At 41.4% G+C, this 25,103-nt stretch carries 19 protein-coding genes; 5 read left to right on the forward strand and 14 right to left on the reverse strand.

The genetic code is table 11. From position 1 onward, the window contains the following. Positions 1-120 precede the first annotated feature (120 nt). The 8 genes from csy1 to H5201_RS08310 all read right to left on the reverse strand — a co-directional run bounded on the left by csy1 (position 121) and on the right by H5201_RS08310 (position 10,873). Positions 121-1,188 (reverse strand): type I-F CRISPR-associated protein Csy1, encoded by a 1,068-nt coding sequence (csy1, locus tag H5201_RS08275; protein ID WP_182784207.1) that lies wholly within the window; start codon positions 1,186-1,188, stop codon positions 121-123. 438 nt (positions 1,189-1,626) lie between these two features. After that, complete coding sequence (gene cas3f, locus H5201_RS08280) at positions 1,627-4,971, reverse strand: type I-F CRISPR-associated helicase Cas3f (RefSeq protein ID WP_182784209.1); 3,345 nt, start codon at positions 4,969-4,971, stop codon at positions 1,627-1,629. Continuing rightward, a complete protein-coding gene (gene cas1f / locus H5201_RS08285; RefSeq protein WP_182768117.1) occupies positions 4,968-5,942 on the reverse strand; it encodes a type I-F CRISPR-associated endonuclease Cas1f in 975 nt (324 codons plus the stop codon). The genes cas3f and cas1f overlap by 4 nt, the downstream gene beginning before the upstream one ends. A 356-nt stretch (positions 5,943-6,298) precedes the next feature. Then, the gene (locus H5201_RS08290) at positions 6,299-7,516 is read right to left on the reverse strand and encodes a J domain-containing protein (protein ID WP_182761401.1); all 1,218 of its coding nucleotides are present in this window, start codon (positions 7,514-7,516) and stop codon (positions 6,299-6,301) included. 76 nt (positions 7,517-7,592) lie between these two features. After that, on the reverse strand, positions 7,593-8,474 hold the full coding sequence (locus tag H5201_RS08295) for an SMP-30/gluconolactonase/LRE family protein (protein WP_182761402.1): 882 nt from the start codon (positions 8,472-8,474) through the stop codon (positions 7,593-7,595). A 39-nt stretch (positions 8,475-8,513) separates the two neighbouring features. Beyond that, a complete protein-coding gene (locus H5201_RS08300; protein WP_149980062.1) occupies positions 8,514-9,221 on the reverse strand; it encodes a sulfite exporter TauE/SafE family protein in 708 nt (235 codons plus the stop codon). A 99-nt stretch (positions 9,222-9,320) separates the two neighbouring features. Then, on the reverse strand, positions 9,321-10,100 hold the full coding sequence (locus H5201_RS08305; RefSeq protein ID WP_149980061.1) for an SDR family NAD(P)-dependent oxidoreductase: 780 nt from the start codon (positions 10,098-10,100) through the stop codon (positions 9,321-9,323). 41 nt (positions 10,101-10,141) lie between these two features. Then, the gene (locus H5201_RS08310; RefSeq protein ID WP_145234132.1) at positions 10,142-10,873 is read right to left on the reverse strand and encodes a FadR/GntR family transcriptional regulator; all 732 of its coding nucleotides are present in this window, start codon (positions 10,871-10,873) and stop codon (positions 10,142-10,144) included. A 247-nt stretch (positions 10,874-11,120) separates the two neighbouring features. Here H5201_RS08310 and H5201_RS08315 point away from each other — a divergent pair, with 247 nt between their 5' ends. The 4 genes from H5201_RS08315 to H5201_RS08325 all read left to right on the forward strand — a co-directional run bounded on the left by H5201_RS08315 (position 11,121) and on the right by H5201_RS08325 (position 14,365). After that, entirely contained in the window at positions 11,121-12,428 is a 1,308-nt protein-coding gene (locus tag H5201_RS08315; RefSeq protein WP_259399667.1) for a sodium:solute symporter, read from the forward strand. Positions 12,429-12,448: 20 nt separating this feature from the next. Next, complete coding sequence (locus H5201_RS23135; RefSeq protein WP_259399668.1) at positions 12,449-12,748, forward strand: hypothetical protein; 300 nt, start codon at positions 12,449-12,451, stop codon at positions 12,746-12,748. 367 nt (positions 12,749-13,115) lie between these two features. Next, positions 13,116-13,304, forward strand: a complete 189-nt coding sequence (locus H5201_RS08320) for a hypothetical protein (RefSeq protein WP_182717795.1) — start codon at positions 13,116-13,118, stop codon at positions 13,302-13,304. Next, positions 13,301-14,365 (forward strand): hypothetical protein, encoded by a 1,065-nt coding sequence (locus H5201_RS08325; RefSeq protein ID WP_182739569.1) that lies wholly within the window; start codon positions 13,301-13,303, stop codon positions 14,363-14,365. Before H5201_RS08320 ends, H5201_RS08325 begins: the two co-directional genes overlap by 4 nt. A 73-nt stretch (positions 14,366-14,438) precedes the next feature. Here the strand turns inward: H5201_RS08325 and H5201_RS08330 are convergent, their stop codons facing one another. Further along, positions 14,439-15,467 (reverse strand): family 43 glycosylhydrolase, encoded by a 1,029-nt coding sequence (locus H5201_RS08330; protein WP_182784211.1) that lies wholly within the window; start codon positions 15,465-15,467, stop codon positions 14,439-14,441. Positions 15,468-15,569: 102 nt separating this feature from the next. Between H5201_RS08330 and H5201_RS08335 the strand changes: the two genes are divergently transcribed. Then, a complete protein-coding gene (locus H5201_RS08335; protein WP_149980056.1) occupies positions 15,570-16,580 on the forward strand; it encodes an arabinan endo-1,5-alpha-L-arabinosidase in 1,011 nt (336 codons plus the stop codon). Between the two features lie 98 nt (positions 16,581-16,678). On the opposite strand, the gene H5201_RS08340 is transcribed toward H5201_RS08335, so the two are convergent. The 5 genes from H5201_RS08340 to H5201_RS08360 all read right to left on the reverse strand — a co-directional run bounded on the left by H5201_RS08340 (position 16,679) and on the right by H5201_RS08360 (position 25,025). Further along, positions 16,679-17,113, reverse strand: a complete 435-nt coding sequence (locus H5201_RS08340; RefSeq protein ID WP_182761407.1) for an FKBP-type peptidyl-prolyl cis-trans isomerase — start codon at positions 17,111-17,113, stop codon at positions 16,679-16,681. Between the two features lie 10 nt (positions 17,114-17,123). Next, positions 17,124-19,574, reverse strand: a complete 2,451-nt coding sequence (locus tag H5201_RS08345) for a glycoside hydrolase family 127 protein (RefSeq protein WP_182739567.1) — start codon at positions 19,572-19,574, stop codon at positions 17,124-17,126. 22 nt (positions 19,575-19,596) lie between these two features. Further along, positions 19,597-20,541, reverse strand: a complete 945-nt coding sequence (locus tag H5201_RS08350; RefSeq protein ID WP_033103079.1) for a glycoside hydrolase family 43 protein — start codon at positions 20,539-20,541, stop codon at positions 19,597-19,599. A gap of 14 nt (positions 20,542-20,555) precedes the next feature. Beyond that, positions 20,556-21,893: an MFS transporter gene (locus tag H5201_RS08355; RefSeq protein ID WP_149980054.1), complete on the reverse strand. Its 1,338-nt coding sequence runs from the start codon at positions 21,891-21,893 to the stop codon at positions 20,556-20,558. A 300-nt stretch (positions 21,894-22,193) separates the two neighbouring features. After that, positions 22,194-25,025 carry a TonB-dependent receptor gene (locus H5201_RS08360; protein WP_182784213.1) on the reverse strand — a complete coding sequence of 944 codons (2,832 nt, stop codon included), beginning with the start codon at positions 25,023-25,025 and terminating at the stop codon, positions 22,194-22,196. Positions 25,026-25,103 lie beyond the last annotated feature (78 nt).

Genomic DNA, 25,103 nt, shown 5'->3' on the forward strand with positions numbered 1-25,103 from the left:
AATTTGGCATATTCAAGTTTTTGTTGTGCACTGAGTGTTACTTTTGATTTTCTGGTCATAGTGATACCTTTTGGGTTTAGCTCATTTTACGCTATAAACCTGTCCAGTTTCATTAGACCATTACAACCAACCCGCAGGAAAAGACCGAACACTTGCCCCATAAGCCACCAGCTGATCGACAATGTTGTCAATACGGCGCGCTCGTTCTTCGCGTATTTCCCAAACACTGCGTTTATATAAGTTGGCAACTAAGAACTTTCTCAAACCAATAAGATGCCCATACACCTTACGAGAGAACGGCCCTCGGAAAATAGATTTTACTTTTAACGGTGGCTTTTCTTGGCTTTGCCATGTTGGCGGAGCACTGCTTAATAAGAAAGAGCGGCCACCACGGCCAGAGTTAAGTTGACTGATGTTTTGCGGTTTCGTCCCGCCAAACGCTTGCACAGCGATATTTTGAAACTCAATCGTGGCAAGGTCAGACTCTTTTTCGTTTCGACGTGCTGCCCGCGCTTCTTTTTGTTCTTCTGAGAAACGCGCATGTTGTACACGTTCAAAAATCTCTTGGGAAAGCGAGGTAGCATAAAGTGGTAGAAGTAGATGATAATCACCGTCAATCGGCCAATAGAGCTGCTTACCCAATTTATGAGAGCTTGGATCTTTAGCCGTCACGGCCAACTTAAAGCCCGCTAGCCAGTCAGCCAATTGCTCTTTGGATTGTGCGAACGACTCAAAAGGCGACATATCCTCTTGCTGGATAAAGTTCACCAGCAATTTACCATCGTCCTGTTCAAGTAAAAGTAGTTTTCCCACATCCAATGCAGCCGCATTGCCTACTACATCAATTTTTGGACTTTCTATCGCTGATGTAGAAATGAATGGCAACTCAGATAAGGACTTTCTCTGTGCGAACAGACTTGTGCCTTTGGCATCGGAATGCGTGAATTTCAGCGCATGAGTGACTAGCTGTAATTGCTTCGCTCGATTGGCGGCATCACTGAGCCAATTTACTGGCTTAAAGCGATCCTCTTCACTCACTCTCACGGCCGCTCGTTCCATTTCGTAAGCAGCGACATTTTCAGCCGCTGCCGCTTGCACGCCTTTTTGCGTGTCTTTATCGAACTTGTCTAACCGATCCCGTTTGCGACTGTCGATGTAATCGCGGATCTTTTCAGATAAATCTGCCACCTCGCCTCCTGCTATTCACTATAGAAATTATCTAAATAAACACGTTACTTACCTGATCAAACCAATCGAGTACCGTTCCACCCAGTACAACAAACGCTGAGTAAATAACCATTCCTGTTACATCTTCCTGAATACTAAAACGGAAGACCTTTCTTTTCTTTCGCTTGATTTTCTTATTGCCCGTTTTACCGTCGTTTTCTTCTTTACTTCTTCGCTCTCAAAATCAAACATATATTACCCAACATAATATTGGATAATATATGTACAAAGACAAAAATAACCAACCTTAAAAACAAGACTTTTATTAATTTAATTTTCACTTTTTAAAATATTTAGCTTACAATCTCTGACACTGCTGAAAAGCAGCTCAGAAATTAAAGACAAGGCTTTTCTTGTAAATTATAGCTACACCGCTGAATAAGCGGCTCTACAAACCTTCTAATAAGAAGGTTTGTAGAAACCTAGTACACTACTCTGTTGCCATACATCGTTCTCACTACTCTTTCGTAGCCGAATCGCGCCAAATTGCATGGAGGCCTCGCTAAGTTCTTTATTGAGTTCATCCGCTAAAGCAATTAATGCACTTTGATAATCAAACTGTTTCGCCCAGTTATGCACGCCTGTGGCGAAAGTCGGCGCTTGGTCGCGCTGAAAACTTTGTTTGTCGTCGGCTTTTAATTCGCCGTTGTCGTGCCAGCGATGGATAGTGGGTTCGTCGTATTCTTCTTCCAGATAGAAGCAATAGGATTCATCTGCCGTATGACGACGAAATGGCAATTTGCGCTGTAGATGATTAGTCCAATGGCAGGGCTTGTCCCACCATAAGCTGGCAAAGGCTTCGCCGTTCTCTTTACCTTTTCCCCACAGCTGAGAATGCAGCGCCGCATGCTCTAAATCCACAAAGCGCTTGGTTGGCATTAGCTCGTCACGCTTTTGGATCCGTGGTAAGGCATTGATAGTTTGATATTCATTAGCCGCTAATACATCTTGTAGTTTATGACTCTCTAACAAGAGCGCTGCGCTTTCAAAACCTGGCCTTGTGTAGGCGGCTTTTTCATTTTTCATTGCGCGAACATTTTGATTAAGCAAGTGAATATTAGCCGTTTCCACTGTAGTGTCTGAATGTCGCAATACTCGTCCTGCTAGTTGGATCAGGGAACGAATTGACGAAGGCTCCACTACGGCCCAATCGTAGGAATGATCCCTGCCCACTTCAGTTACTGGACTACCAAGCACAACAAAAATATGCTGATCATTTGGGTGAGCTTTCAGCGCAGCACTTACGCTAGGCTGCGCCCAAATGGTGTTTGGATCTTTTCGGTTTAATACGCTATCAAGCATGTGTTCAATGGCGGAGCGCTGCAATAAAAGAAATTGACTATGGTAAACACAATAATGGATCTGAACCCCTTTTGGACTTGGTGTATTTATCAAACTTTTTGCAACGGCCACCAAGGGGTTGATGTTGGCCATTCGCACTAGGCCAAAACTGGCTTTGGCAGACAAACTTGGGTGCGAGTGATTGTGAGCATGATGAAGTGCCAGAATGCTTTGATGAATACGGTTCGACACGGTTTGAATAGCACTAGGCTCGTCGCCATCGCTATTACATTCGATTAATTCGACACGCCGCTTAATAGATTGCGCAAGCAATTTTTCAGCACGCTTTGCCATGAGCTGTTGATGCTGTTCAGAAAAGGCAGAACATTCACTGGCTTGAATGGAATCACTGCGAAATTCATCAAACCAAGCACAGACCACATTAGGCGTTTGGCTGGGATTCACACTGACAGCGGCTTCGTAATGTTTGCGGCCAGCAAGATACGCGGCGAATAACGCATTGATCAAATCGGGCGGTAATGTCGCTGATGAAAGCAATACATTCGATCCTAACATGCCTGCCCAATTCACCAATCGGCACAAAGCAGGTAAATCTTCCAAACCAAAGTCATCGGGTTCATCCAACACTAAATCAGAGGTTAGCAAGCGCAGCATGGGCGCTATTTGTTTGCCGCCTCGGCTGCCTTCGGTCGATGGCATTAGGTGATCGATGGTACTTACCAACACGGGCGCATTCACCAACTTGTTATTTTTGGGCGAGTTTTCTAACCAACGCGATAACGGCCCGTCGCCTAACATACCTTCGTAGCTGACGTAGCTGTCTTGATCGCTAAAATCATTGGCAGATTCTGACCCTAACAAGGCTTCCTGTTGGCTTTCTTCTTCTAGCACCCGCTTGGTTTTCGCTTGCTCATGCAAATCTTTCACGGCTTTGGAGCCAATGAGAACCGCTAAATCTTCGTCGTCGAGTCGTAATAACTCTTTAAAGGCATCACCGGTTTGTAGGGTCAATGTACGTAACCCAAGCGCCACACTGAATCGGCACCCTTTTCTATCATCCGCAAGGCCATACATAATACGCGCGTTGGCAAAGGTTTTGCCTTTGCCAGTGGACGCGACATTCACCCCAAAAAAACCATGCTGTTTTGCTTTATCTCTAACACTGACCGCTAATTCGTAGGCTTTATTTTGCCAAGCGAAACGACTGTCTAGCGTGCGCTTTTTCAATTCGGGATGTCGAGTGATGACAGGTAAGGATTCTTTTAACGAGGACAAAGACCGTACGATCTGATGACTATGACGGTAGACACCAATCAGGTGTTCATCTAAGGTTTGATTGTAGTTTCCATTGTCACGACTGCCTCGCTCGCGCCATGTGTTGGCATAAACACCTTTGTAACCTTTGTTGTCATGCCATGAATTCTTAGGGCCAATGGACTTTTGTGAGGAATAATAGTGATCGCCCAACATCAAGCTAAGTCGGGCGAGATGCAATGAAAATGGTTGGTTCAGCCAATCTTGCATAAGTAACTGCGTACGCTTGACACCTTGCGATGCGATGCGACTAACACGCTCACGCCAAACCTTACTGCAAAATGGCGAGCCTTTTGAAAAATTCCAAACCGCTTCTATTTCAGTAGGCTTCCAATCTTTATTGCTGCATTGCGGGGAGTTCCAGCCTGCATCGATATAATCATCCATTAATAACTCTGGATACTTTACATAATCGGTATTGTTATCTAAAGGCTCTGGCAATTTATGGTGGGATAGAATCAGCCAAGCTACGGCTTTGGCAACAGGTGGAAGCAAACATAATGGCGAATAGATTTTTGTATCGATTCCGTCTTTTTTAATGTTCGCCATCACTTTGCTTTCAATGTCGTCCGGCAAGTTACCTAACAAGGTTAACCATGTTGCGTCTTGCTTACTTTTCTCCACACCTTCAATCGCGTGCAGCACGAAAGCTTCAAATAATCGTACAGATACCCATTCATGGCGATACGGTTCGTAGCTTTGCGTTTTCTTTTTAGGGTTGAGCTTGTCTTGAAAGGCTTTATTAGCTTTACCAAAATCATGAAACAACGCTGCGATACCAGCCAGCACTCGGATGTCTTCCGCTGTTTGCCATGTGTTTTCATCGCCAGAACGCAAAATATCTCGCCCTGTGACATTAGTTGGCACACTTCCCCATTCATTAAAACGACGAGGGTTGCCCACCAACCATTTCAATTCTGTTCTGTTACGACCACGAATCCAATGGCACGCCACAGACGTATTTCGACGTGCCGTTTTTTTGAGTAATTTACGTAACGTTGTTAGGCCTTGTTCCGTTATTGCGGTTTGCCATGTTCGATCACCTGTTCGCTCTGCAAACTGATCAATGACGCGGCGAGTTTCTTTTAAGGCTTTTTTAGAGCATTGGGAGACGAGAAGGATGTTCATTGCTTTTCCCCAAGCATTTCACTGATTTGCTTGAGACTGTCGATCATATAATCGAGGGATTCACACCGACGAATGTTAGTGATACAAGCTTGGCGAAATTCTTGTTCGCTGTCGCCATTCATGGCGCTAATAAACGCTTGTGGGAGAATGATGCCGTCTTTTACTAAATCTGCGGCATCAAACACTAAGCCACCACGACGGGTTTTACCGTGAAGCACTGATAACCCGTGAGGTAAACCTAATACCCAAGTGGCGGTAGCGCCTAAGCCATAGGCAAGGTAGTTACCATGATCTAAAAAGCGATTGGCAAGATCCACACCAGCACCCTGCTTCACACGCTTGAAGTCGTTATAGCCTGTGACAGCACAAATAATTTTATAGAGGGTTTTGGTTAGCCTTGCTTCGGCTAGCATGAGCTCTTGAGTATGGGATACTTTCGCAACCGCTTGTTCAAAGCCATCCAAGGCTTTATTCAGGTCTGCTATGCTAATTACAATACCAGCGTCTTTTAGGGCTGAATTGTTCGCCCACTGTTGTCTCGTGTATTCAATCCGAAGGGTTTGAATTTGCTTGGCGGCTGCTAGGCGTTTCTCTTCATCAAACCAAAACGACACCCAAGATTGAAGATATTCAACAGGGCGATATTCACTTTGCGGGCTAAAAAAAGACACATCAAAATCGACTTCATTGCTGGAAAACAGAGGTGCTCCACCGCCACCACAAAAACCGATCAGTACACCGGATTTTGCTAACTCTCGGACAGCGGCTTGAGTAATCGATGTACCATTTCCTAGAAGAAGACAAGTTGTGTTGGCAATCGGGATATTCCAATAAAGAGATTGCTTCCCTTCATCAGTAACATATTCCACTCGGCCATCTTTCACCAAAATACGACAATATTCGAGGTAATACATATTGGCTCGTTTGGAGTGCAATATGGTTTTCATATCCGATGGTGAGAACTGTTCCATTATCGATTCCTTTATGAGTTAATCTTACGCTTGTTTGATACCCTTTTAGCGAGTTGTTGTAAATTAAACTGTGTGGGTTGAGCGCTAAATAATCTTGAATTAGCTGGGATGCATTAGAGCGGCTTATACCAAAATGTTGCTGTAAATGATTGGTTGTCAGGCGTCCTTCCCATTGAATAATGAGCTCTATAAAATGAAACCGTTGTTGGATATTGTAGTTAAGTGGCTGGCTATTTTGATCGGTTGTTTCAACCATGCGTTCCCTGCACTATTATTTTTTATTGTTATTCCAAGTTATCAGAAAAACCATTGATTACAAGCTGAATTCCTTTTCTGCTTGAATGACTTGTTTTAGATCAAAGGTTAAACATACTTTCGAACGCAGCCTCTAATGACATGGGCATATGGCGTTTATCTAAAATCCGATCGTTTAGTTCTTCTTTGAGTACTTTTACTGTTGTGCAATAGCTTAAGCGTTCAGTAATTTCATCGCATTCATTATTTAAAGCTGCTATATGATCTGCAAAATTTTCTTTGATCTGTGCTTTACTACGGCCGTTAAATTTACGCCATACGAGTGTATGTTCATCGTTGCCTTCTTTTTGCCTGCGATGAAGCGCATTTAGCTCGGCTATTTTATTTTGCAGTAATGGTACTAGGTTTGCTTTGGTTTCTTCATCAAAGTCCACATCATCGTCAAAATGCGTAATATAAAGCTGTAATAAGGTAAAGCCATCTTTTGCTTTACGTGCTTCGCTTAGTTGTTGCATTAGCGCGTGCTTTTGGGCTTTTTTAGTTGGGTCTGGCTCTTTATCGGGGTGTAATTTTGACGCTAAGCGTTTGTACATTTTGTTAAGCTGTGAGCTTTTAAATAGCTTTTCTAATTTTGCATCGGTTCTTTGTTGTTTAATTTCATCACGATCAAACCGCTCAAATTGGTCAAAAAAATCATCCCAATCTTCATCATCATCGCTTTGCGCATCGCCGGCATTAAAGGGATCATCTGTGCTTTCTGAGTCAGGCTCTTGGGTATCACCAAAACCTTGTTCGTCTAGGTGTTTATAGAGCAGTTGAGGATCAAGCGTAATTTCCTTTAATTGTTCATCTGTTAACTCTAAACCAGGAAAATCTTGCTGCAGCATGGTTCTGAAAACATTAAGCTCTGACGATGGGATGTCGTTTACCGCTTCTTGATTGTGCTTACCTAAATGAAATTTAAAAGTGTGTGATATTGTTTCCATATCTAAGTGACCAGTAAACGGATGGCTTGCTAAGTAATCTAAATCTGCATTTATCCAATCCACAAGCTCATTTCGCTGCTCATCGGTTAAGCTTTTGCGTGGAATAAATTGGCTCAAATGACAAATCTGCTGTGCAATCATTTGTGCTTGATGCTGTTCGTGCGGTTCTACTTGCTCTTTAAACTGAATAAATAAACCTTGCTTTTTAGTATCAAAATTAGCGTTACGTTTAGTGTGCTTTTCTATGCGTTGCCACAGACGCTCTAACTCTGAGCTTGGTTTTGCTGTGGTTTGTTGTTTTACATTTTGTAAAAAAGTAGTGTTTGTCTTCATAGCAACTCATTTATGCAAATATATATGTGGGAATACTAACATTTTATCATTGCACTGAAAAAGACCTCTTGGCTGATTATGAACACAGCTGGGCAGGCGTTTCTGCTATTCCTTGTATATCGGCTTGTAAAATAAATACGGCGCCGCTGTAGGGGTATTGTTTTAGTATCTCAGGTTCTAGGCCAGTACGGGCGGAGGTAACGGCGATGGTTGTTAGATCATCGCCAAAAAAAGTGAGGCTGGTGATCCTAGGTGCGGGAAGTCGATAAAAATGCACGATAGTGCCATTTTCACAAAAACGATAAAGGCCGTGGCCATTCCAAGACGCGACCCACAAGTGATTGTCGTTATCGACTGTCATACCATCGGGAAAGCCCATTGTCTCGTCAAATTTTACAAATACTCGCTTATTGCTAAGCTCACCTTGCTCATTTAAATCAAATTGATAAATAGTGCGGGTGGATGATTCTGTTGAATATAAAATACGACCGTTTTTACTTATTGCAGGGCCATTACTGATCACATAATTGCTATCAACAATGGTTGGCGTTTGTTGCTGACCAAAGCGATACAACGCCCCAGTATTGTGTTGTTCATGTTTATCCATAGTGCCGAAAAACACATGCCCGTTGCGGTCGGTTTTGGCATCATTTAAACGGTTATTTACTGCAAGAGTAGCCAGTGGATACAGCTCACTAGGTTGGAATGTGTTGTTATCAAGGTAATAAATGCCGCGCTCAAAACCTGCGATTAAACGCTGTTCGGTGGTTTCCATTATCCAACAAATAGCCTGCTCCATCGGGTAACGGCACACTGTTTGTTGCTGGCAATCAAAACGGTAAAGTAGTTTGTCTAAAATATCGACCCAAAATAAACACTTTAGCGATGCGCTGTAATATGGCCCTTCGCCAAGTAAACATTGGCAAGGAATGATCATTTTAATCGAGTTAATCGCCATTATTTACCTTAAAACAGCATGTGAGTTTATTGCGCTATTTTAACGTTGCAAGAAAATCAGTGCCAGCCCTGAAAAAGTCGCCACAACAATAATTAAAATACGCGTGGCTTGTTCATTAATTGTATTATTTAACAAGTATGAAAGCCCCCAACCAATTAAAATAGCGGGTAAGCATTCAATAAATAGCAGTAAGTCATTAGAGTCAGCGGTGCCCGTAAGCAGCAGCGCAGTGATCCCAAATAAATTAATAAACACGAAGAAAATACTTAAGTTAGCTTTAATTTTATCTTTATTTTGCGCTTGATAGAGTAGCCCCATCGGTGCGCCGCCTGCGGATGTGGTGGTACCAATAAAACCAGATGCTAGTGATGCCAGTACATTAGAGATAAAGGTAAGCTTAGGCGACCAACCTGTAAGTGATAACGCAACTGCAATTAGTAAACAACAACCGAGTAAAATACGATACTGATGGGGATCAACATGCAACATTACCGCTGCAGCAATTAACACTCCGACGGCGCCACCAAAAATTGAATAGCCGGTTTGCTTTAGATCTATTGCGCCACGGTGCTTTATGGCAAGAATTGAGGTGAGTAATAAAGCATTTAAAATCATTGGCCCTGGCACTAACTCTGGCATAAGCCAGTATAAAATAGGTGCGCACAATAAGCCAAGACCAAACCCAATCACGCATTGCAAGCATGCGCCTATTATTAATATAAAATAAACTAATACGATATCGGGCAACGCGTTTCTACCTTATTTAACTAGGTTTGACTAATTTACAGACAAGAATATCCTAATATTATAATATCATTGGCGTTAGGTAAATTTTTTTATTGAATTTTAAGTCCAACCAGCATCAACAACAAGTGATTGTGCGGTCATCATTTTACTGTCGTCTGCGGCTAAAAATAATGCGGCATTGACAATATCATCGGCCTGTAATGTTTCATTTATACATTGATTATGTCTAACATCTTCAATCATATCTGGAGTTAACCAATGCGTTATTTGGCGCTCGGTCATCACCCAGCCAGGTACTAAGGTGTTAATACGAATATTATCTTTACCATAAGTCGCAGCTAATGAACGGGTTAGTCCTTCGATCCCAGCTTTTGCCGTGGTGTAAGCTGGCATGCCCGTTTGCTTAATACGCCAGCTCACTGAGCCCATATTGATAATGCTACCACCACCAATTCGCTGCATTTGCGGGGCTACGGCTTGCGCCGAAAAAAAGCATGGCCGTAAATTAACGGCTAACTTATCATCCCAGTATTCAACACTCATGGTATCGGCAACGTGGCGAGTATCGTCAGCCGCATTATTGATCAATACGCTGATCTCACCTTGTGTTTTGCCCGTTGTTTCAATAGCGGCTTTTAATTGTTCAATGTCACGAAGATCACAGTAAATATACTGCGGATCAAAGCGATACTGGCCAGCTAACTGGCTACACAATTGCTCACCTTGCTGTTTGGCAATATCAATAAAAGTTACTTTTGCATGCTGCTGACAAAAGCGCTTTACCATGACTTCACCGATCCCTGTTGCACCGCCGGTAATAAAAACACTTTTACCAGCGAGACTTGGATAACTTGTTGTGTGTGATGTTGAGACTGGCATGATTTCCTTAAGTATTAAGATAATTCATTAACAAAACATGGTTATTTCGATTCGTTTTGTGACTCTTTTTCAGCTATTTCTTTTTCAATAAATGACATAGCTTCGTCAATCATATACGTCATCATGTTTTTAGCGCGCTCAGGCTCACCATTTAAAATTGCTTGATACACTTTAAAGTGTTCATCCGCAATGGCTTTTTTATTACCTTTCGCGGGTGTTGTATGCTGAATACTAACGTTAAGAGCAGTACAAATAAAATCACGCAATTGAAAGAAAAAACGATTACCGCTGGCAAACAAAATTGCTGTATGAAAAGCTAAATCACTTTCATGGATTTCGCCATCGGAGGCATCAGCCGCCGCTTGCATTTTTTCAACTGCAATCGCAATCTCTGCAATTGCGCCTTTATCAGCACGTCTTGCTGCAAGTGCCGCTGCTTGTGGTTCAATAGCTAAGCGTACTTGTAAAAATTCTTTTAACACATACAAGGTCGGGCTACTATCAAGCAACCATTTTAATACGCTGGTGTCGTATAAATTCCATGTGTTTGCTGGTTCAACCCGAATGCCTTGGCGCGGGCGCGATGAAATAAGCCCTTTTGCAGCAAGCATTTTCACTGCTTCACGAATAGCAGTACGACTAATGCCATACTCTTCACATAATTTTGCTTCAGTAGGTAAACCCGTTTCAGCAGTGTAATGACCATTAATAATGGCTTTACCTAACTCATTGGTTACCTGTTGCGACAAATTTAAATTTTCAATGCGTGCCATAAACAGTTCCTTTAAAAATACTTATTCTATGATACTACTATAACCTTACCGCGTCATCAGGCAAATCTTTGACAATGCTACTGTAAATACTTTTTTCCGCTGTTTGAACTGTGTAATTGCTGAAAACATAAAAATTTAAAGTATTACTAATTTTTAACAAATCTCTTTCATTCACATCATTTGTATTATAATATTTTTATACACACAAATAATCCGGATTGATCTCCGGGCTTAGATGGAATTAAAGATGATCGAATTAAGTACACTCGACTGGCTAGTGTTAGCGGGATTTTTTGTCTTGTTATTAGCCGTTGTCGTCGTCTCGATGAGACAAAAAGAAGAAGATACTACAGATTATTTTTTAGCTGGGCGTAATGCGAGTTGGTTAGTTATTGGTGCGTCAATTTTTGCCTCGAATATTGGCTCAGAACACCTCGTTGGTTTATCTGGTGCAGGTGCACAATCGGGAATGGCATTAGCCCACTGGGAAATGCAATCGTGGATTATTTTATTACTTGGTTGGGTGTTTGTGCCTTTTTACTGGAGCAGTAAAGTATATACCATGCCGGAGTTTTTAGAGCGCCGCTATAATTCAAAATCACGCACTTTTTTATCGGTTATTTCCTTGATCAGTTATGTACTGACTAAAGTTGCGGTGACTGTTTATGCTGGCGGCATCGCGTTTAAAACTATTTTAGGAATTGAAAGCATTTGGGGCATTGATTTCTTCTGGATCTCAGCCATTGCTTTAGTAGTGATCACCGGTATCTATACTGTACTCGGGGGTATGAAAGCCATCATGTGGACCTCTGTTTTACAAACGCCAGTACTTATTATTGGCTCTGTGGTGATCTTAGTTGTCGGTTTGGATAAAGTCGGCGGGTGGTCTGAAGTTGAACGCATAAACGATATGAACATGCATTTAATTCGCAGTGCCTCAGATACCGAGTTTCCGTGGCCGGGGATCGTATTTGGTTCATTTATCATTGGTTTTTGGTACTGGTGTACAGACCAATATATTGTACAACGGGTACTGTCGGCGAAAGGCATTAAAGAAGCTCGTCGCGGTACTATGTTTGCAGGTTACTTAAAGCTATTACCTATTTTTATCTTTTTAGTACCGGGCATGATTGCCTATGCACTAAAAGTTAAAGGCGTTATTAGTTATGACAGTGCGGACCAAGCGTTTCCCACATTGGTTGCCGAGTTACTCCCATCCGGCGTCAAAGGCATCGTAATTGGTGGTTTAGTGGCCGCATTAATGAGCTCGTTAGCGTCGTTATTTAACTCATCAGCGACGTTATTTACTATCGATTTCTATAAAAAATTCAAACCCGAATCGAGCGAAAAGCATCTGTTAAAAGTTGGCCGCTTAGCAACCGTTGCAATTGTTATTTTAGGTTTATTGTGGATACCTATTATGAGCTTGATTGCAGACGTACTGTATGAATATCTACAAAGCGTGCAATCACTAATCGCGCCAGGTATTGCTGCGGTATTCTTATTAGTTTATGTAGTAAACGTATTACACCTACAGCGGGATTTGTTGGTTTAGTATCTGGTTTTGTGATGGGTATGTTCCGCTTAGTACTTTTGCCATTTAAAGACAGCCTAGTGGGTACACCAGTGGAATGGGTTACCACAATGAACTGGTTATACTACTGTATTTTACTATTCGTACTCGTTGTCGGCATTATGATTGTAGTGAGTATATTCACCAAGCAAGCAAGTGAAGAGCAATTAAAAGGCCTTACCTTCTCAAGTCTAGACAAAGCTACATTAAAAGAGGTTGCTGATGGCCTAGATAAATGGGATTACATTCATACCGCAGGGATCATCGGTATCACCGCGTTTATTTACTACCGTTTCTGGTAAAACTTAATTAGTTGTTCCCACGTTTATGGGGGGGTGTTATCACCCCCCCTTTTTTACACACAGATAAAGATGCTTATTAAAAAAGAGCAACGTCTAAAACTTAGAGAATTCATGACTGAAGCCATCTCCTACAGGCATGCCTTTCTCACTTACCCTCATTCACTTATCTTTGTGCAAAATTAACTGACTGATTTAAAAAGAGGAACGCATAAAACTTAAAAAATTCATGGCTGAAGCCATTTCCTACGGGTGAAAAATACGAATGGGACAGATTTTAAAATAATGTGCCTGTCCCATTTTATTTTACCCTTCAGTAAGCGCGGCATTAGTCAAAGCACTTAAAGATAGTGGCGCAGCATCATCCGACATGGTTGATGCGCTTGCCAAGCGTGTAAATTCACTCGATCCACAACTACGTGCCGCAAGTATTGATTTACTTGGCGCCCAACAAACACAAGAAGCGAAAAATCTATTAGTAACTCAGTATAAACGTGAATCAGATGTATACATTAAAAGACGTATTGGTAGGTATCTTAGCGCGAAGGATTTGAGATGAGAAAGTTTATGCCAATGTTATACGCTTTTGCAGCTGTTACTTTAACAGGCTGTAATAGCGAACAGGCTACTGAACAACCTACTAAGCAAACGACTGAACAAGAGACTAAGCAAAATGATTGGACACCGCTTAACGTTAATTTTCAAAATATGACCGAAAATAACAGTTTTGCCGTTGAGATCCCCCTAAGTGATAACCGCCGAGCACTTCGTGTAACAGCGTTGCCCAAGGGATGTTTGATTGCCTCATCAGCTTTAAATGTTAATGGCGATACGCTAATAACCGATAAGTCGAGCGCAAATAAACACCTTTGGAGAACAAATAAACTCTCTGATCTGGGTTTGTTTGTATTAGAAGGTGTTGCAGCAGAAATCACTCAAATGACATTTAAACCAGTGCCGTGTGACTCTTTTTCCAAAGATACTCTAGCCAAAAATATCAATATAGAATTGCTCGTCTCTGCTATGCCAGCTAATCCAAGCATTAACGTAAGGTTTGCTTTAAGTTCTGCTATTGCTTCTGAAATAGATGTTGAATCACTTTCTATTTTAATTGGCCTTGAATTAGACCTGAACGTTAATGTAACTGAGGTTGAATTTATAGATGATGCAGCCATCATAATGAAAAGTACTCACGATTTAACCCCTTTAGCAAATATCTTGTCACAACTTAAAAGCAAAGATGAGGATACGATTAGTGTTGTTATTGGCAAATGCGTTAAACAACAAACTGGCTTTGGCCTACAAAATTTAGCAGGGTTTACGCCTCGTATCCCTGGTGGCGCAGGTGTGGCTGATGGTATTTTTGTATCACCCACCAATTGCGCTTTCCCACAAAGTGCTCCTGGCACTATAAACGAGATAGCACGATTAACAGCGCATGAAATTGGCCACTTCCTTGGACTCGCTCACCCCGTAGAAGCCAATGGAACTGAAGATGATTTAACCAGCACCACCGTCAACAATCTGATGCACCGCGTTCCTTTAGCAGCAACCGCTAAAGGGCTAACACTCGAGCAAACACAAAGGATACTGGCACATCCCTTCGTAATTGACCTATAGAATATTTTAAATCACTATCATCGGCATATATCTGACTGTAGTAAACTCATTATTAACTATGGGAGACTAATAATTAGTCTCCTTTTTCTTTAGACAAAATAGGAAATCCTTGGTCATCCCACTTTATTACGCGTGCACGCGCATGGCGATTTGGATCTGTTAAGGGTGTACCCTGTAACTCTTTATAATCACGGCTATGGTAAATTAGTAAGTCTGTAACACCGTCCTCTGCTTTTACAAAACTATTGTGACCTGGACCAAAGCGCCCTACTTTTTCGTTACTTGCAAAAATTGGCTGTGGCTTTTTATGCCAGCTTGCGGGGTCGAGTAAATCTGCATCGGCATCGGCCCATAACAAGCCCATTGCATATCGATCATCGGTGGCACTGGCAGAATACGTAAGTAGCACTTTTCCCTCACGGATCATCACTGCAGCTCCTTCATTCACCTTATAGCCTTGTATTTCCCAATCAAGTGTTGGCTCTGAAATATTAACTATTGGCTCTTTTATCGATGTTGGTGAGTCCATTTGTGCAATCCACAATGCAGAGTTGTACGTTGCGGGTTGGTTTTGTTGTGCCCAAACTAAATAGCGTTTGCCGTTGTGGCTAAATGTTGTGGCATCCAACGAAAAACTATCAAGGTGGGTTTTTAATTGCCCCATTTCTTGCCATTGGCCCTTCATCGGATTTTTGTTGTCATTTTTAAGCACAAACATACGAATACTAAACGGCTTTTCTACATCACCCGCTGCAAAATGAATATACCAACTGCCATCAACTTTATGTAGCTCTGGTGCCCAAATATTGGTACTCATTGGGCCTTTTTCATTTTTATGCCAAATCACTTTTGGCTCTGCTAGTTTCAAGTCATTAAGTCTACAAGCTTGACGTAATTCAATTTCGTCAAACTTAGGGGATGTACCAATAAAGGTATAACAACCGGTTTTTTCATCGCGGACCAACCAAGGATCTGCGCGTTGCAAAACAATCGGGTTATCAATTGGCATTAATGTTGGGCTATTATTTGCCTCTGCAACACTGTAAAAGCATGACATACTAAGTACGCTTATAATTGCAGTGGCAATCAGATTCTTGGCCATGGTATTTCCTATTTTTATAGTTTAATTTCCATTGTTAATATTGTATTATATATATTATAGTAGCTGATAAGTTTAATGATTAAAATAAAAAGGTAGGCAACTATGAAACACGCAAAAAAGTTCGCTCATACATGTAAACTGCTCGGTGCAAGCACATTACTTTGTTTAGCAAGTAATACCATGGCTAAACAAGTTGAAGTACACGACCCTGTAATGACCAAAGAAGGCGATACCTATTACGTCTTTAGCACGGGTATGGGGATCACGTATTACGAATCCAAAGACATGAAAAATTGGCAGCTTACCGGGCGCGTATTTAAAGACGAGCCGAGCTGGGCAAAACGAGTTGCCAGTGACTTTGGTGGCCACCTTTGGGCGCCGGATGTATACCAAAAAGATGGCAAGTTTTACCTTTATTATTCTGTGTCTGCGTTTGGTAAAAACACCTCGGCGATCGGTGTAACGGTTAACGAAACTCTAGATCCTAAATCACCAGATTATAAATGGATAGATCACGGTATAGTTATACAGTCTGTGCCTGAGCGTGATAACTGGAATGCCATAGATCCAGCGATTGTTGAAGATGACAATGGTACACCATGGATGAGCTTTGGTTCGTTTTGGGGCGGTCTTAAATTAGTGAAACTTGACGATGATATGGTACGTTTGGCACAACCACAAGAATGGCATAGCATTTCAGCACGCCCTAACACTGAACACGGACCTGTAGAAGCACCATATATCTTTAAAAAGAATGGCTATTACTACCTATTTGTGTCGTTTGATAAATGCTGCCAAGGTTTAGACAGCACTTACAATGTCCGTGTAGGGCGCAGTAAAAACGTAGAAGGCCCATACCTTGATAAAGAAGGCCGTGACTTAAATAATGGCGGTGGTTCGCTGGTGATCGAAGGTAATAAAGACTGGGTAGCGCTTGGTCATAATGCCGCTTATACCTTTGACGGTAAAGATTACTTAGTACTTCATGCTTACGAAACGGCTGATAACGGTTTACAAAAATTACGTATTCTACCGATGACTTGGGACGATAACTGGCCAGTAGTTGATAGCAAAGATCTAAACAAGCGCACCACTAAGCTGATTGAGAAGTAACACTTAAGAACAGCCACTAAAAAACCTGCATTTTTTGCAGGTTTTTTGTTTTGATATATCGCATTATTAACACAAGAATTACTGCTCTAGCACCAATATTACTCGCTAAAATCAATGAGTTTAATATCCATAAAAATAAGCTGCTCACTGCTTGTCGCTAAAGATTCATTCAGTGCCACACTGTAAATATCGTAGGCTAGATGCGGTAAAATCAAAAGTTCATAACGGCTGCCTTTAGGCATCAGCATGAGTGCTTCTTGCAAACCTTCAATTGCTTCTGCTATCTCATACTCAGCCACTTGCTCGATTTGCCGCGTATCATAAAGCACATGCCCTGTTGCAGTCATCACGCGTTGCTGCACCTTAACAGTAGCATCCCATGAAGGTGGTTCGCCACTTCCCAGTTCAATAATTCGATACATTAAACCCGAGCCGGTTACATGCACACCAGGCTGTGTTATGTATTGCTCTGCGAGCGGGTAGCGCCGAACACTCACTTTAGAATGCACATCGTCATAATGCTGTAAACTCATACTCGTCCTACTAGTTATTATTGATTAAACGAATACCGTAAATACCACCAGCAACCGATCCTTTTATTGCACTAAAGCGCAGTGTTAATGAGCTAGCTTTTTTCATTTCATCAGTTAATGGATAATCAATACTGTAAAATTCTGCACCGGTTTGCTTAGCAGGTAAGCTAACTTTTGCCAGCACCTCACCATTAATTGTGATAGTAAACTTACGTCCAACATCTGCAGTAAAGTAACGGATACGCAGTGCAACTGCCTGCTGCTCTGAGTTAGTTAGCTTATATTCAAACCAACCTGTTGCATCACGCCAATGATGGCCGTTATTAACACCTGCACGGGTATTTTCACCTTTAAAGTCATGCTCAACTTCAGGCTGTTGCTCGCCCGGTGTAATTTGGTCAACGGTCAATAATCGTAATTGCTCTTTTGCTTGTTCAGCCGCTTTTGAATCTTTAACAAATTGAGTAAATTCGGCTTCACTTTGCTGCGGCCAGTAAACTTGGTAGCGACTATCATGAAGCCTAAAAAACGGAATTAACTGAGTTGTTTGTGTGCTCCCTATCCCCTGCTGAGCAATGGCGACATTTTTATCTGTGGTAAATGCAAGTTCTGCGCTAGGGGCTCGCTTTAAATCAGCAATAAACTGCTCGGGTTCACTGAGCATGATAGGCAGTGCTTCGGGTGGACAGGTAGGCCCTGCTGCAATATGACCCATGCGACTGTTATCAGCAACAAAGTTTAAATGCTCATTTTTAAACGCTTGTACTTTGGTTGCCATTACCACAGGACCATACAATACCGCATAGTAATCTTGGTCATCAGGCAACTGCTCTGTGTACAGTTTTGGCGCTAAAGAAAAAGTTAATTTATCGCCATCATGCCAGTCATGTTTTATTGCGTAATACCCCTGCTCTGCAGTGGCATTTATTGCTTTGCCATTAAGCTTAAACTGCAATTCATCAGTAACCCAACTTGGTTTACGAATATGCAGCTGCGCTGATGAGTTATGTTTTTTATCTAATGTGTTAATCACTAAGGTTATATTATTAGCATCCGGAAAATGGCTTTGTTGAGTTACTTTTAAGTCCTGTTGCTGCCAATCAAGCGTACTTGGAATAAATAGATTTACCCATAAGTTATCGTCATTTTTACTGTAGATCAGCTCACCGTATTTACTATGATTTTCGATACCCGAACCGACACAACACCACATTGAATCTTGTACCGATGAATACATACGATAGTGCCCAGGACGCATTGGCGTAAAGTACACAAGCCCACCGTGCTCAGGATGTTGTGACGATAAAATATGGTTATAGGTTGCGCGCTCGTAGTATTCTAAATAGCGAGTGTCCGCGGTTTTCAGAAACAGCAGCTTGCTGAGTTTCATCATGTTGTACGTGTTACAGGTTTCAGGGCCTTCAACGTCTTCAACCATCGCGGTAAAATCTTTTTTGTCGTGAAAATGCTCACGCACACTGTTACCACCAATGGCCACTGAGCGCTCTTTAGTCACTGTTTGCCAAAAATAATCTGCGCCTTGTTGCCACGCTTTATCATCAGTGGCCTCAGCGACCTTCAACATACCAATAATTTTTGGAATTTGGGTATTAGCATGTAAGCCAGTTAGCTTATCTTGTTTTTTTAACAGCGGATCGACAATGCTATTTTGAGTAAACTGTTGCGCTAATTTGAGATAACGCTTATCGCCACTGATCGTCGCCATATCGGCAAATACCGCATTTAAACCGCCATATTCTGAATACAGCATCTGTTGAATCTGCTGCTCGCTTAACTTAGAGGTTAAGTTTAAAAACCATTCGCCTAAATCAAACAGCATGGTTTTTGCTTGTTCACTGCCTGCAATCAAGTAAGCATCACGCAAGCCATGGAAAATTTTGTCTATGTTATAAAGCGGCACCCAACGATCATTTAAACTAAATAAATCGGCTTTAATATTGCCATCATGGATTTGTTGCCACATCGCTTGACCATTTGGTATGCCTCCTAAATAACCGTCATTAACCTGTTGTGCGCGTTGTAGCTCATTTAACATGTAATCTAAACGGCGCTTTAGTTCTTCATCGCCAGTTGCAGCCCACGCAAGGCTTAACGCCGATAAATAATGACCGCCAATGTGACCATCAAGCCCCGAGTCTTCCCAATTACCATAAGATGACGCTTTGGGCTCGATACCAGCTTCACGTAAGTAAGGGGCTAATAATTGATCTGGGTGCAATGCCAATAAATAACGAACGTTAGTTTGCTGGGCATGTAAAAATGGGCTTGCACTTAAGCTAACTTGCTCAAGTGCAAAAAGTTGTTGTGGTGTGCGCTGTGTATGATGCGTATTAACAGTTTTATCATCTGCATTAGGGTGTTCGCTGCAAGCCGATAACAACATTACCGCAAGAGAAAAACTAATAACGTGTGGTAATTTTTTTACTGCTAAAACAAACATACACAGAGTCCTTTTGTTATTTTTATTGTTCGCCAGGCTTACCAAAAACAGGCATACCGTTATCATCCCAATTTAGTGATTTTGTGAAGGTATGACGATCTGGGTTCCACAGTGGATCACCTTCAATTTCAGTATATTGACGACAGTGATAAACCAGCACGTCGTTACCATTTTCATCTTGCGTAAAACTGTTATGCCCGGGGCCAAACATCGACTTAGGCTCGTTACTACGAAATACTGGCTCTTGCACTTTAGTCCAGCTATTTATATCTAATAAATCACTATCTAGGTCCGCATATAGCAAGCCCATAGCATAGTTTTCATCGGTGGCACTGGCTGAATACGTTAAGAATATTTTACCGTTACGTTTAAGTACGTTAGGGCCTTCATTCACCCAAAAACCAATTATTTCCCAATCAAGTTCAGGGATGGTTAAACGGGTGATTTCGCCAGTGATCTCTGTTGGTGATGACATTTTTGCCAAGTACAGATTTGAGTTACCTTTTACACCCGGTTCTTTTTGTGCCCAGCAATAATAAAGCTCATCATTATGATAAAAAGTCGTGGCATCTAAACAAAAAGTATCCCATGGGGTTTCAATTTGACCGCAAAACTGCCACTCGCCCTCAATCGGATCCGCATCTTTACAGCTAATTGCATACATACGATGCTGAAATAAATCGTGCTTAATTTCACGACTCGGTGCTGCGGCAAAATAAACATACCAAGCGCCATCATTAAAATGGATCTCAGGAGCCCAAATAAGCTCAGAATATGGACCTGTTTGTGGCTTCATCCAGACCATTTTTGGCGTTGCAGTTGCAAGCCCTTCTAGGGTTTTTGCACGGCGCAGTTCAATGCCATCATAGGCAGGCACTGACGCGGTAAAGTAATAATAACCATCTGTGTGCTTATGAATATATGGATCAGCACGTTGTGGGATCAAAGGTTTAGGTAAAGTTGACATAAATGCTCCTAAAATTATTCTGGTAACCGCTGGTTTTTAACCATATCGGTATAATAGTTATCGGTAATTTTGTATTTAAATAGCACAAAGCCCAAAATGGCATGAAACACACCAGGAATAATGGTCAGCATTAATGCTAATCCAGTCATGGTAAATTGACTTTGTTCAATATTTGGCTGGTAATCAAAAAAAGCTAACAGTAAACCACCGGCAAGACCCGCTAAACCACCACCGGCTTTTTGGCAAAATGAAATCCCGCCAAATGACAAACCTGATGCCCTAACACCGTCTTTAATTTCGCCATAGTCAACCGCTTCTGCAATCGCGGACCAAAACACCGGTGCATGCAAATCAACCACGAAAGATAAAATGATATACAACACAAAGGCCAACCAGATGTCACCAGGTTGCACTGCAAAAAACATTATCAGCGAAATAAACAACACTGCGATTTGTGACCATCTAAATAGTTTTAACTTACAATAACGTTGGGTGATCCACGTACTTGCCACCATAGATACTATTGATGCTGCGATACCGGCACTGGTAAAAGTACCCGCCAGATCAGGAGCACCTAAATAGTACTTAGCGTAGTACATAGCCACACTGCCACGAATTGCATAACCTAAAGTACCAAGCACACATGCGGCGCATAGCAGCAACCATTGATCGTTTTTAATCAGCACTTTAAATTGGGTCAGTATGCTTTCGGTTTGTGGTTCATGAGTAATACGTTCACGAGTAGTAAAAAAGCAAAACAGAAACAATGCTACACCACAGGTAGACACTAAAATCATTGCCAGTTTATAACCATGAGCGATATCGCCACCGCCCCACATTGATGCCAGTAAAGGTACAGAAAATACAATAATAACATTGGCTATTTTGGCAAAAAACATCCGATAACCATTCGCTGATAAACGTTCTTTAGGATCTGCGGTTAATACGCCAATGTACGAAATATAAGGAATTGCTACACCGGTAAACATCAAGGTGGCAAATAAATAAGTAAGGTAAGCCCACACCAACTTCATATTGTAATCAAAATCTGGAGTGGTAAATAGCAGGACGATTGAAATACCATATGGCACAGATAAAAATAAGAACCAATGGCGGAACTGCCCCCAGCGAGTTTTTACTTTATCGGTAATCACGCCCATTAATGGGTCAGTAAACGCATCAACAAAACGTGCAACTAAAAATAAAATACCCATATCAACAGGGTCGAGGCCATAAATGTCGGTGTAGAAAAACGACATAAAATAAAATAATGCAGCAACCATAACGTTTACTGCCATATCACCGGCACCAAAACCGACTTTTTCTACCACTGATAACTTTTGATTTTCCATACAACTACCTGATTTTTAAAATATGTAGTACCTTAATACGCCATATTTAAAATAATAAAGGTCACCTATTCTTTGTTTTATCACACTGGTGACCATTGTATTGCTTATTATTGTAAATTTAATGATAACTTCATTGATAGTATTATCATACTAATAGGATCGCAACTCTTTTCGACGAATCATAATTTTGGAAGCTCAACTATCTCAGAGCGAATAAATACAAGTTAAATTAATTCAATGAGTTGATAAGTAAAAACCCCGACCAAAGTCGAGGTTTTGTACTTTAAAGATTATATAAACTTAGAAAGAATAACGGGCACCAATTGCAAAAGTGCGTGAATATATACCGTTACCAAAGTTATAGATGTTTTCGTTGCCTTCACCATAATAACTTTGATACACATCGTCGAGTATATTTGTAGCATCAAAAGTCACCACAAAATCATCTGTTACATCATAGCTAAATTGGAAATCTAAACTTTGTTCTGAACGGTTCCAAAATTGCAATGGATTAGCAAAAATAGCCGCTTCGTTACCGGTATAGAACTCTGAACGCCATACATACGATAAGCGCATATCGAACGAATCTCGCTCATAAATACCCACCACACTATATGATTGATCAGATACACCAGCCATACTTGAATCTACATAACCGCTAATGGTTCCATCGTTGTTATACTCAGGTAGTTTTTGAGATGAATCTAGTGCGGTAAAACTTGCTTGCAGACCAAGCCCATTTAGCATTTCAGGCAAGTTATCCGGGAAATATACTAAACCAAGTTCCAAACCAGATAATTCGCCTTCACTTGCATTAACAGGGGCACTAAGCGCGTAAGGAATAATGTCACCATTCTTATCAGGTCGCATCACAACTTTTCGCCCTGGGACTATTCGGCTATCTATTTCTCGTAAAAAATAAGTTGCGTAAAGTGAACTTGAATCGGCAAAATACCACTCTAAAGAGATATCATAATTTGTCGACTCTTCAGGTTGTAATTGCGGGTTCCCTCCTGTGCCCGTCCCATTCTTAGTTCCCTCTGTAAGAGGATCCGTAAAATACTGCAAGGCATTTAAATCTGCAAAATTAGGCATACGTAAGGTATTAGTGTAAGCAAAACGACCTATCACATCATCGGTTATATTCCAGTTTAGAACTAAGCTTGGCAGTAATTTACTGACGTCTGCGCTCGCAGAGCTTGAATCAAAAATATTAGTATTTGTTCCAGTTTCTGCTGTGAAGTCCATATCCTGCTCATATTTGACATAACGCACCCCAAATTCCCCACTTATATTTTCAGTTATGAAAAAATTAGTGGTTGTATATAATGCATACGAGTTTTCTTCAATATCTAAGGTTTTATAAACATTTTCGGCTTCTAGACCATACACGTTGCGTACTGCACCAGCGTTATCAAGCATGTAACCACCATCAGCGGTAACGAAGTTACTGAATGTATCTGCCCTGCCATCGAAGTAATCATCCACATGGAATACAATACCGGATCCATCACCAGTAGTTCCTGCTGCGGCCAATTGTTGAATTAAACTTTCAACACTAGTATTACCAATCCCACCTTCATTTGTTCGAGTGAACTCTTCAGCTGTGCGTTTTTCGTAGCGACCGCCAAATTTCACTTTATCTATGAATCGACCACCAAAAAGATATTCAGCGTCAAAAGTAAATGTCGTAGAATCCCCGCGATTACCACCGCCGTTATCATACACCGTACCCGCATTCCAATTTTGTATTGCAGCCATATCAGCTTCATTTACTGCGGTGTTAGGATCATCCCAAAATGCAATCCCAGGAACTCCGTCATTATCATTAAAATCAACATTTAACCCTTTGGCTACACGGTCAAAGCGCATTGCAAAAAAATCAGTTTCAAATTCACTTTCTTGATAAACAACTTCAGTGTTAATTGTTAAATATTCACTAGCTTGCCACTGTGCACCTAGTGCATATAAGTAACTATCTGTTTTACCATATGAGAAATCACCACTTTGGAAACCACCTGCATTAATCGCTTGTTTTTCTTTAACTACATTAGTGCCATCGAAAATAGTTGGTGTTTCAATATTGCCATTGCCGTTTTCAAACGTGTTTGAAAACCACATCGCATTTTGTGACTCGTTTTCATACCCGGTGTAAAAACCTTCGGCGGTTATTTCTAAAGTATCAACCGGTGCCCACTGCAACGAGATAGAAGCTGCTGGACGTTTACGTAAACCAGTAAATGACGTACCAAAGATAGCATCACGTGCTATTAAATACTCTGTCGGCTCACCTTCAACGTTTAGTTTAGACCCTGGAGTATTAGGTAAACCGTTCTCTTGACCAATCTGCCAAACCTTGTTTCCTTGCGAGTCATATTCAGGAATACGTGAATAAGGAGAGTACATTGCTTGCGGATTATTAGTAAAAAATGGAAACGCTGCACCTGCAGTTATCGTATCATCACGATAATTGGTTTCAGAGTACGACACATTAAACAGTGCACCAAACTCACCAGCGCCGTCAATTTCCCAACGATTACTTAGCAGTGCACTAATATTTGGGTCAACTTTATCTGGTTGATCGGAGTAAATACCACGTGCAGCTAAAACAACTTTTTGGCCATCAAAGTTAAACGGGCGATTTGTTTTAATGTCGATTGAACCCGCAATACCTCGCTCGACTTGATCTGCTGATCGCGTTTTATAAACTGTTACGCCAGATAGTAAGCTCGCCGGAATATCTTGCAGTGCAACATCGCGCCCTGCACCGGTAAAAATATCTCGACCATTGACCGTAGTATGAACATCCGTTAGACCACGAATAGACACAGTACTCACTTCACCAGCACCACGGCCTGTGGTTTGTACACCAGTAACCCTTTGTAGTGCTTCAACTACATTGTTATCTGGGAACTTGCCAATATCTTCTGCAATAATAGAGTCGACAATTTGTGTACTAAAGCGTTTTTCAGCCAGTGCCTTATTTAAGCTACCACGAATACCAGAAACCTGAATAATTTCAATGTCGTCTTTCTCAGCATTTACCGATGCATTATCTTCTTGCTGCGCATATGCAAACTGACATGAAACAGCCATGATTATTGCACTAGCTATGTGTGTTTTTTTGAACATGAGTGGTGTTCTCCATTTGTTTTCCCCAGAAGGCTATTACCCTCTGCTTCCCCTTATTTACAAACTTGTTGTCAGAGC

It is taken from the genome of Pseudoalteromonas sp. SG43-6 (assembly GCF_014164365.1).
In the GTDB taxonomy this organism is placed as follows: domain Bacteria; phylum Pseudomonadota; class Gammaproteobacteria; order Enterobacterales; family Alteromonadaceae; genus Pseudoalteromonas; species Pseudoalteromonas rhizosphaerae.

Bases quoted from the DNA above. Each gene is read 5' to 3' on its own strand.
- cas3f (WP_182784209.1), bottom strand. From the start codon at position 4,971: ATGAACATCCTTCTCGTCTCCCAATGCTCTAAAAAAGCCTTAAAAGAA.
- cas1f (WP_182768117.1), bottom strand. From the start codon at position 5,942: ATGGAACAGTTCTCACCATCGGATATGAAAACCATATTGCACTCCAAA.
- H5201_RS08290 (WP_182761401.1), bottom strand. From the start codon at position 7,516: ATGAAGACAAACACTACTTTTTTACAAAATGTAAAACAACAAACCACA.
- H5201_RS08295 (WP_182761402.1), bottom strand. From the start codon at position 8,474: ATGGCGATTAACTCGATTAAAATGATCATTCCTTGCCAATGTTTACTT.
- H5201_RS08305 (WP_149980061.1), bottom strand. From the start codon at position 10,100: ATGCCAGTCTCAACATCACACACAACAAGTTATCCAAGTCTCGCTGGT.
- H5201_RS08310 (WP_145234132.1), bottom strand. From the start codon at position 10,873: ATGGCACGCATTGAAAATTTAAATTTGTCGCAACAGGTAACCAATGAG.
- H5201_RS08315 (WP_259399667.1), top strand. From the start codon at position 11,121: ATGATCGAATTAAGTACACTCGACTGGCTAGTGTTAGCGGGATTTTTT.
- H5201_RS23135 (WP_259399668.1), top strand. From the start codon at position 12,449: ATGTTCCGCTTAGTACTTTTGCCATTTAAAGACAGCCTAGTGGGTACA.
- H5201_RS08320 (WP_182717795.1), top strand. From the start codon at position 13,116: ATGGTTGATGCGCTTGCCAAGCGTGTAAATTCACTCGATCCACAACTA.
- H5201_RS08325 (WP_182739569.1), top strand. From the start codon at position 13,301: ATGAGAAAGTTTATGCCAATGTTATACGCTTTTGCAGCTGTTACTTTA.
- H5201_RS08330 (WP_182784211.1), bottom strand. From the start codon at position 15,467: ATGGCCAAGAATCTGATTGCCACTGCAATTATAAGCGTACTTAGTATG.
- H5201_RS08335 (WP_149980056.1), top strand. From the start codon at position 15,570: ATGAAACACGCAAAAAAGTTCGCTCATACATGTAAACTGCTCGGTGCA.
- H5201_RS08340 (WP_182761407.1), bottom strand. From the start codon at position 17,113: ATGAGTTTACAGCATTATGACGATGTGCATTCTAAAGTGAGTGTTCGG.
- H5201_RS08345 (WP_182739567.1), bottom strand. From the start codon at position 19,574: ATGTTTGTTTTAGCAGTAAAAAAATTACCACACGTTATTAGTTTTTCT.
- H5201_RS08350 (WP_033103079.1), bottom strand. From the start codon at position 20,541: ATGTCAACTTTACCTAAACCTTTGATCCCACAACGTGCTGATCCATAT.
- H5201_RS08355 (WP_149980054.1), bottom strand. From the start codon at position 21,893: ATGGAAAATCAAAAGTTATCAGTGGTAGAAAAAGTCGGTTTTGGTGCC.
- H5201_RS08360 (WP_182784213.1), bottom strand. From the start codon at position 25,025: ATGTTCAAAAAAACACACATAGCTAGTGCAATAATCATGGCTGTTTCA.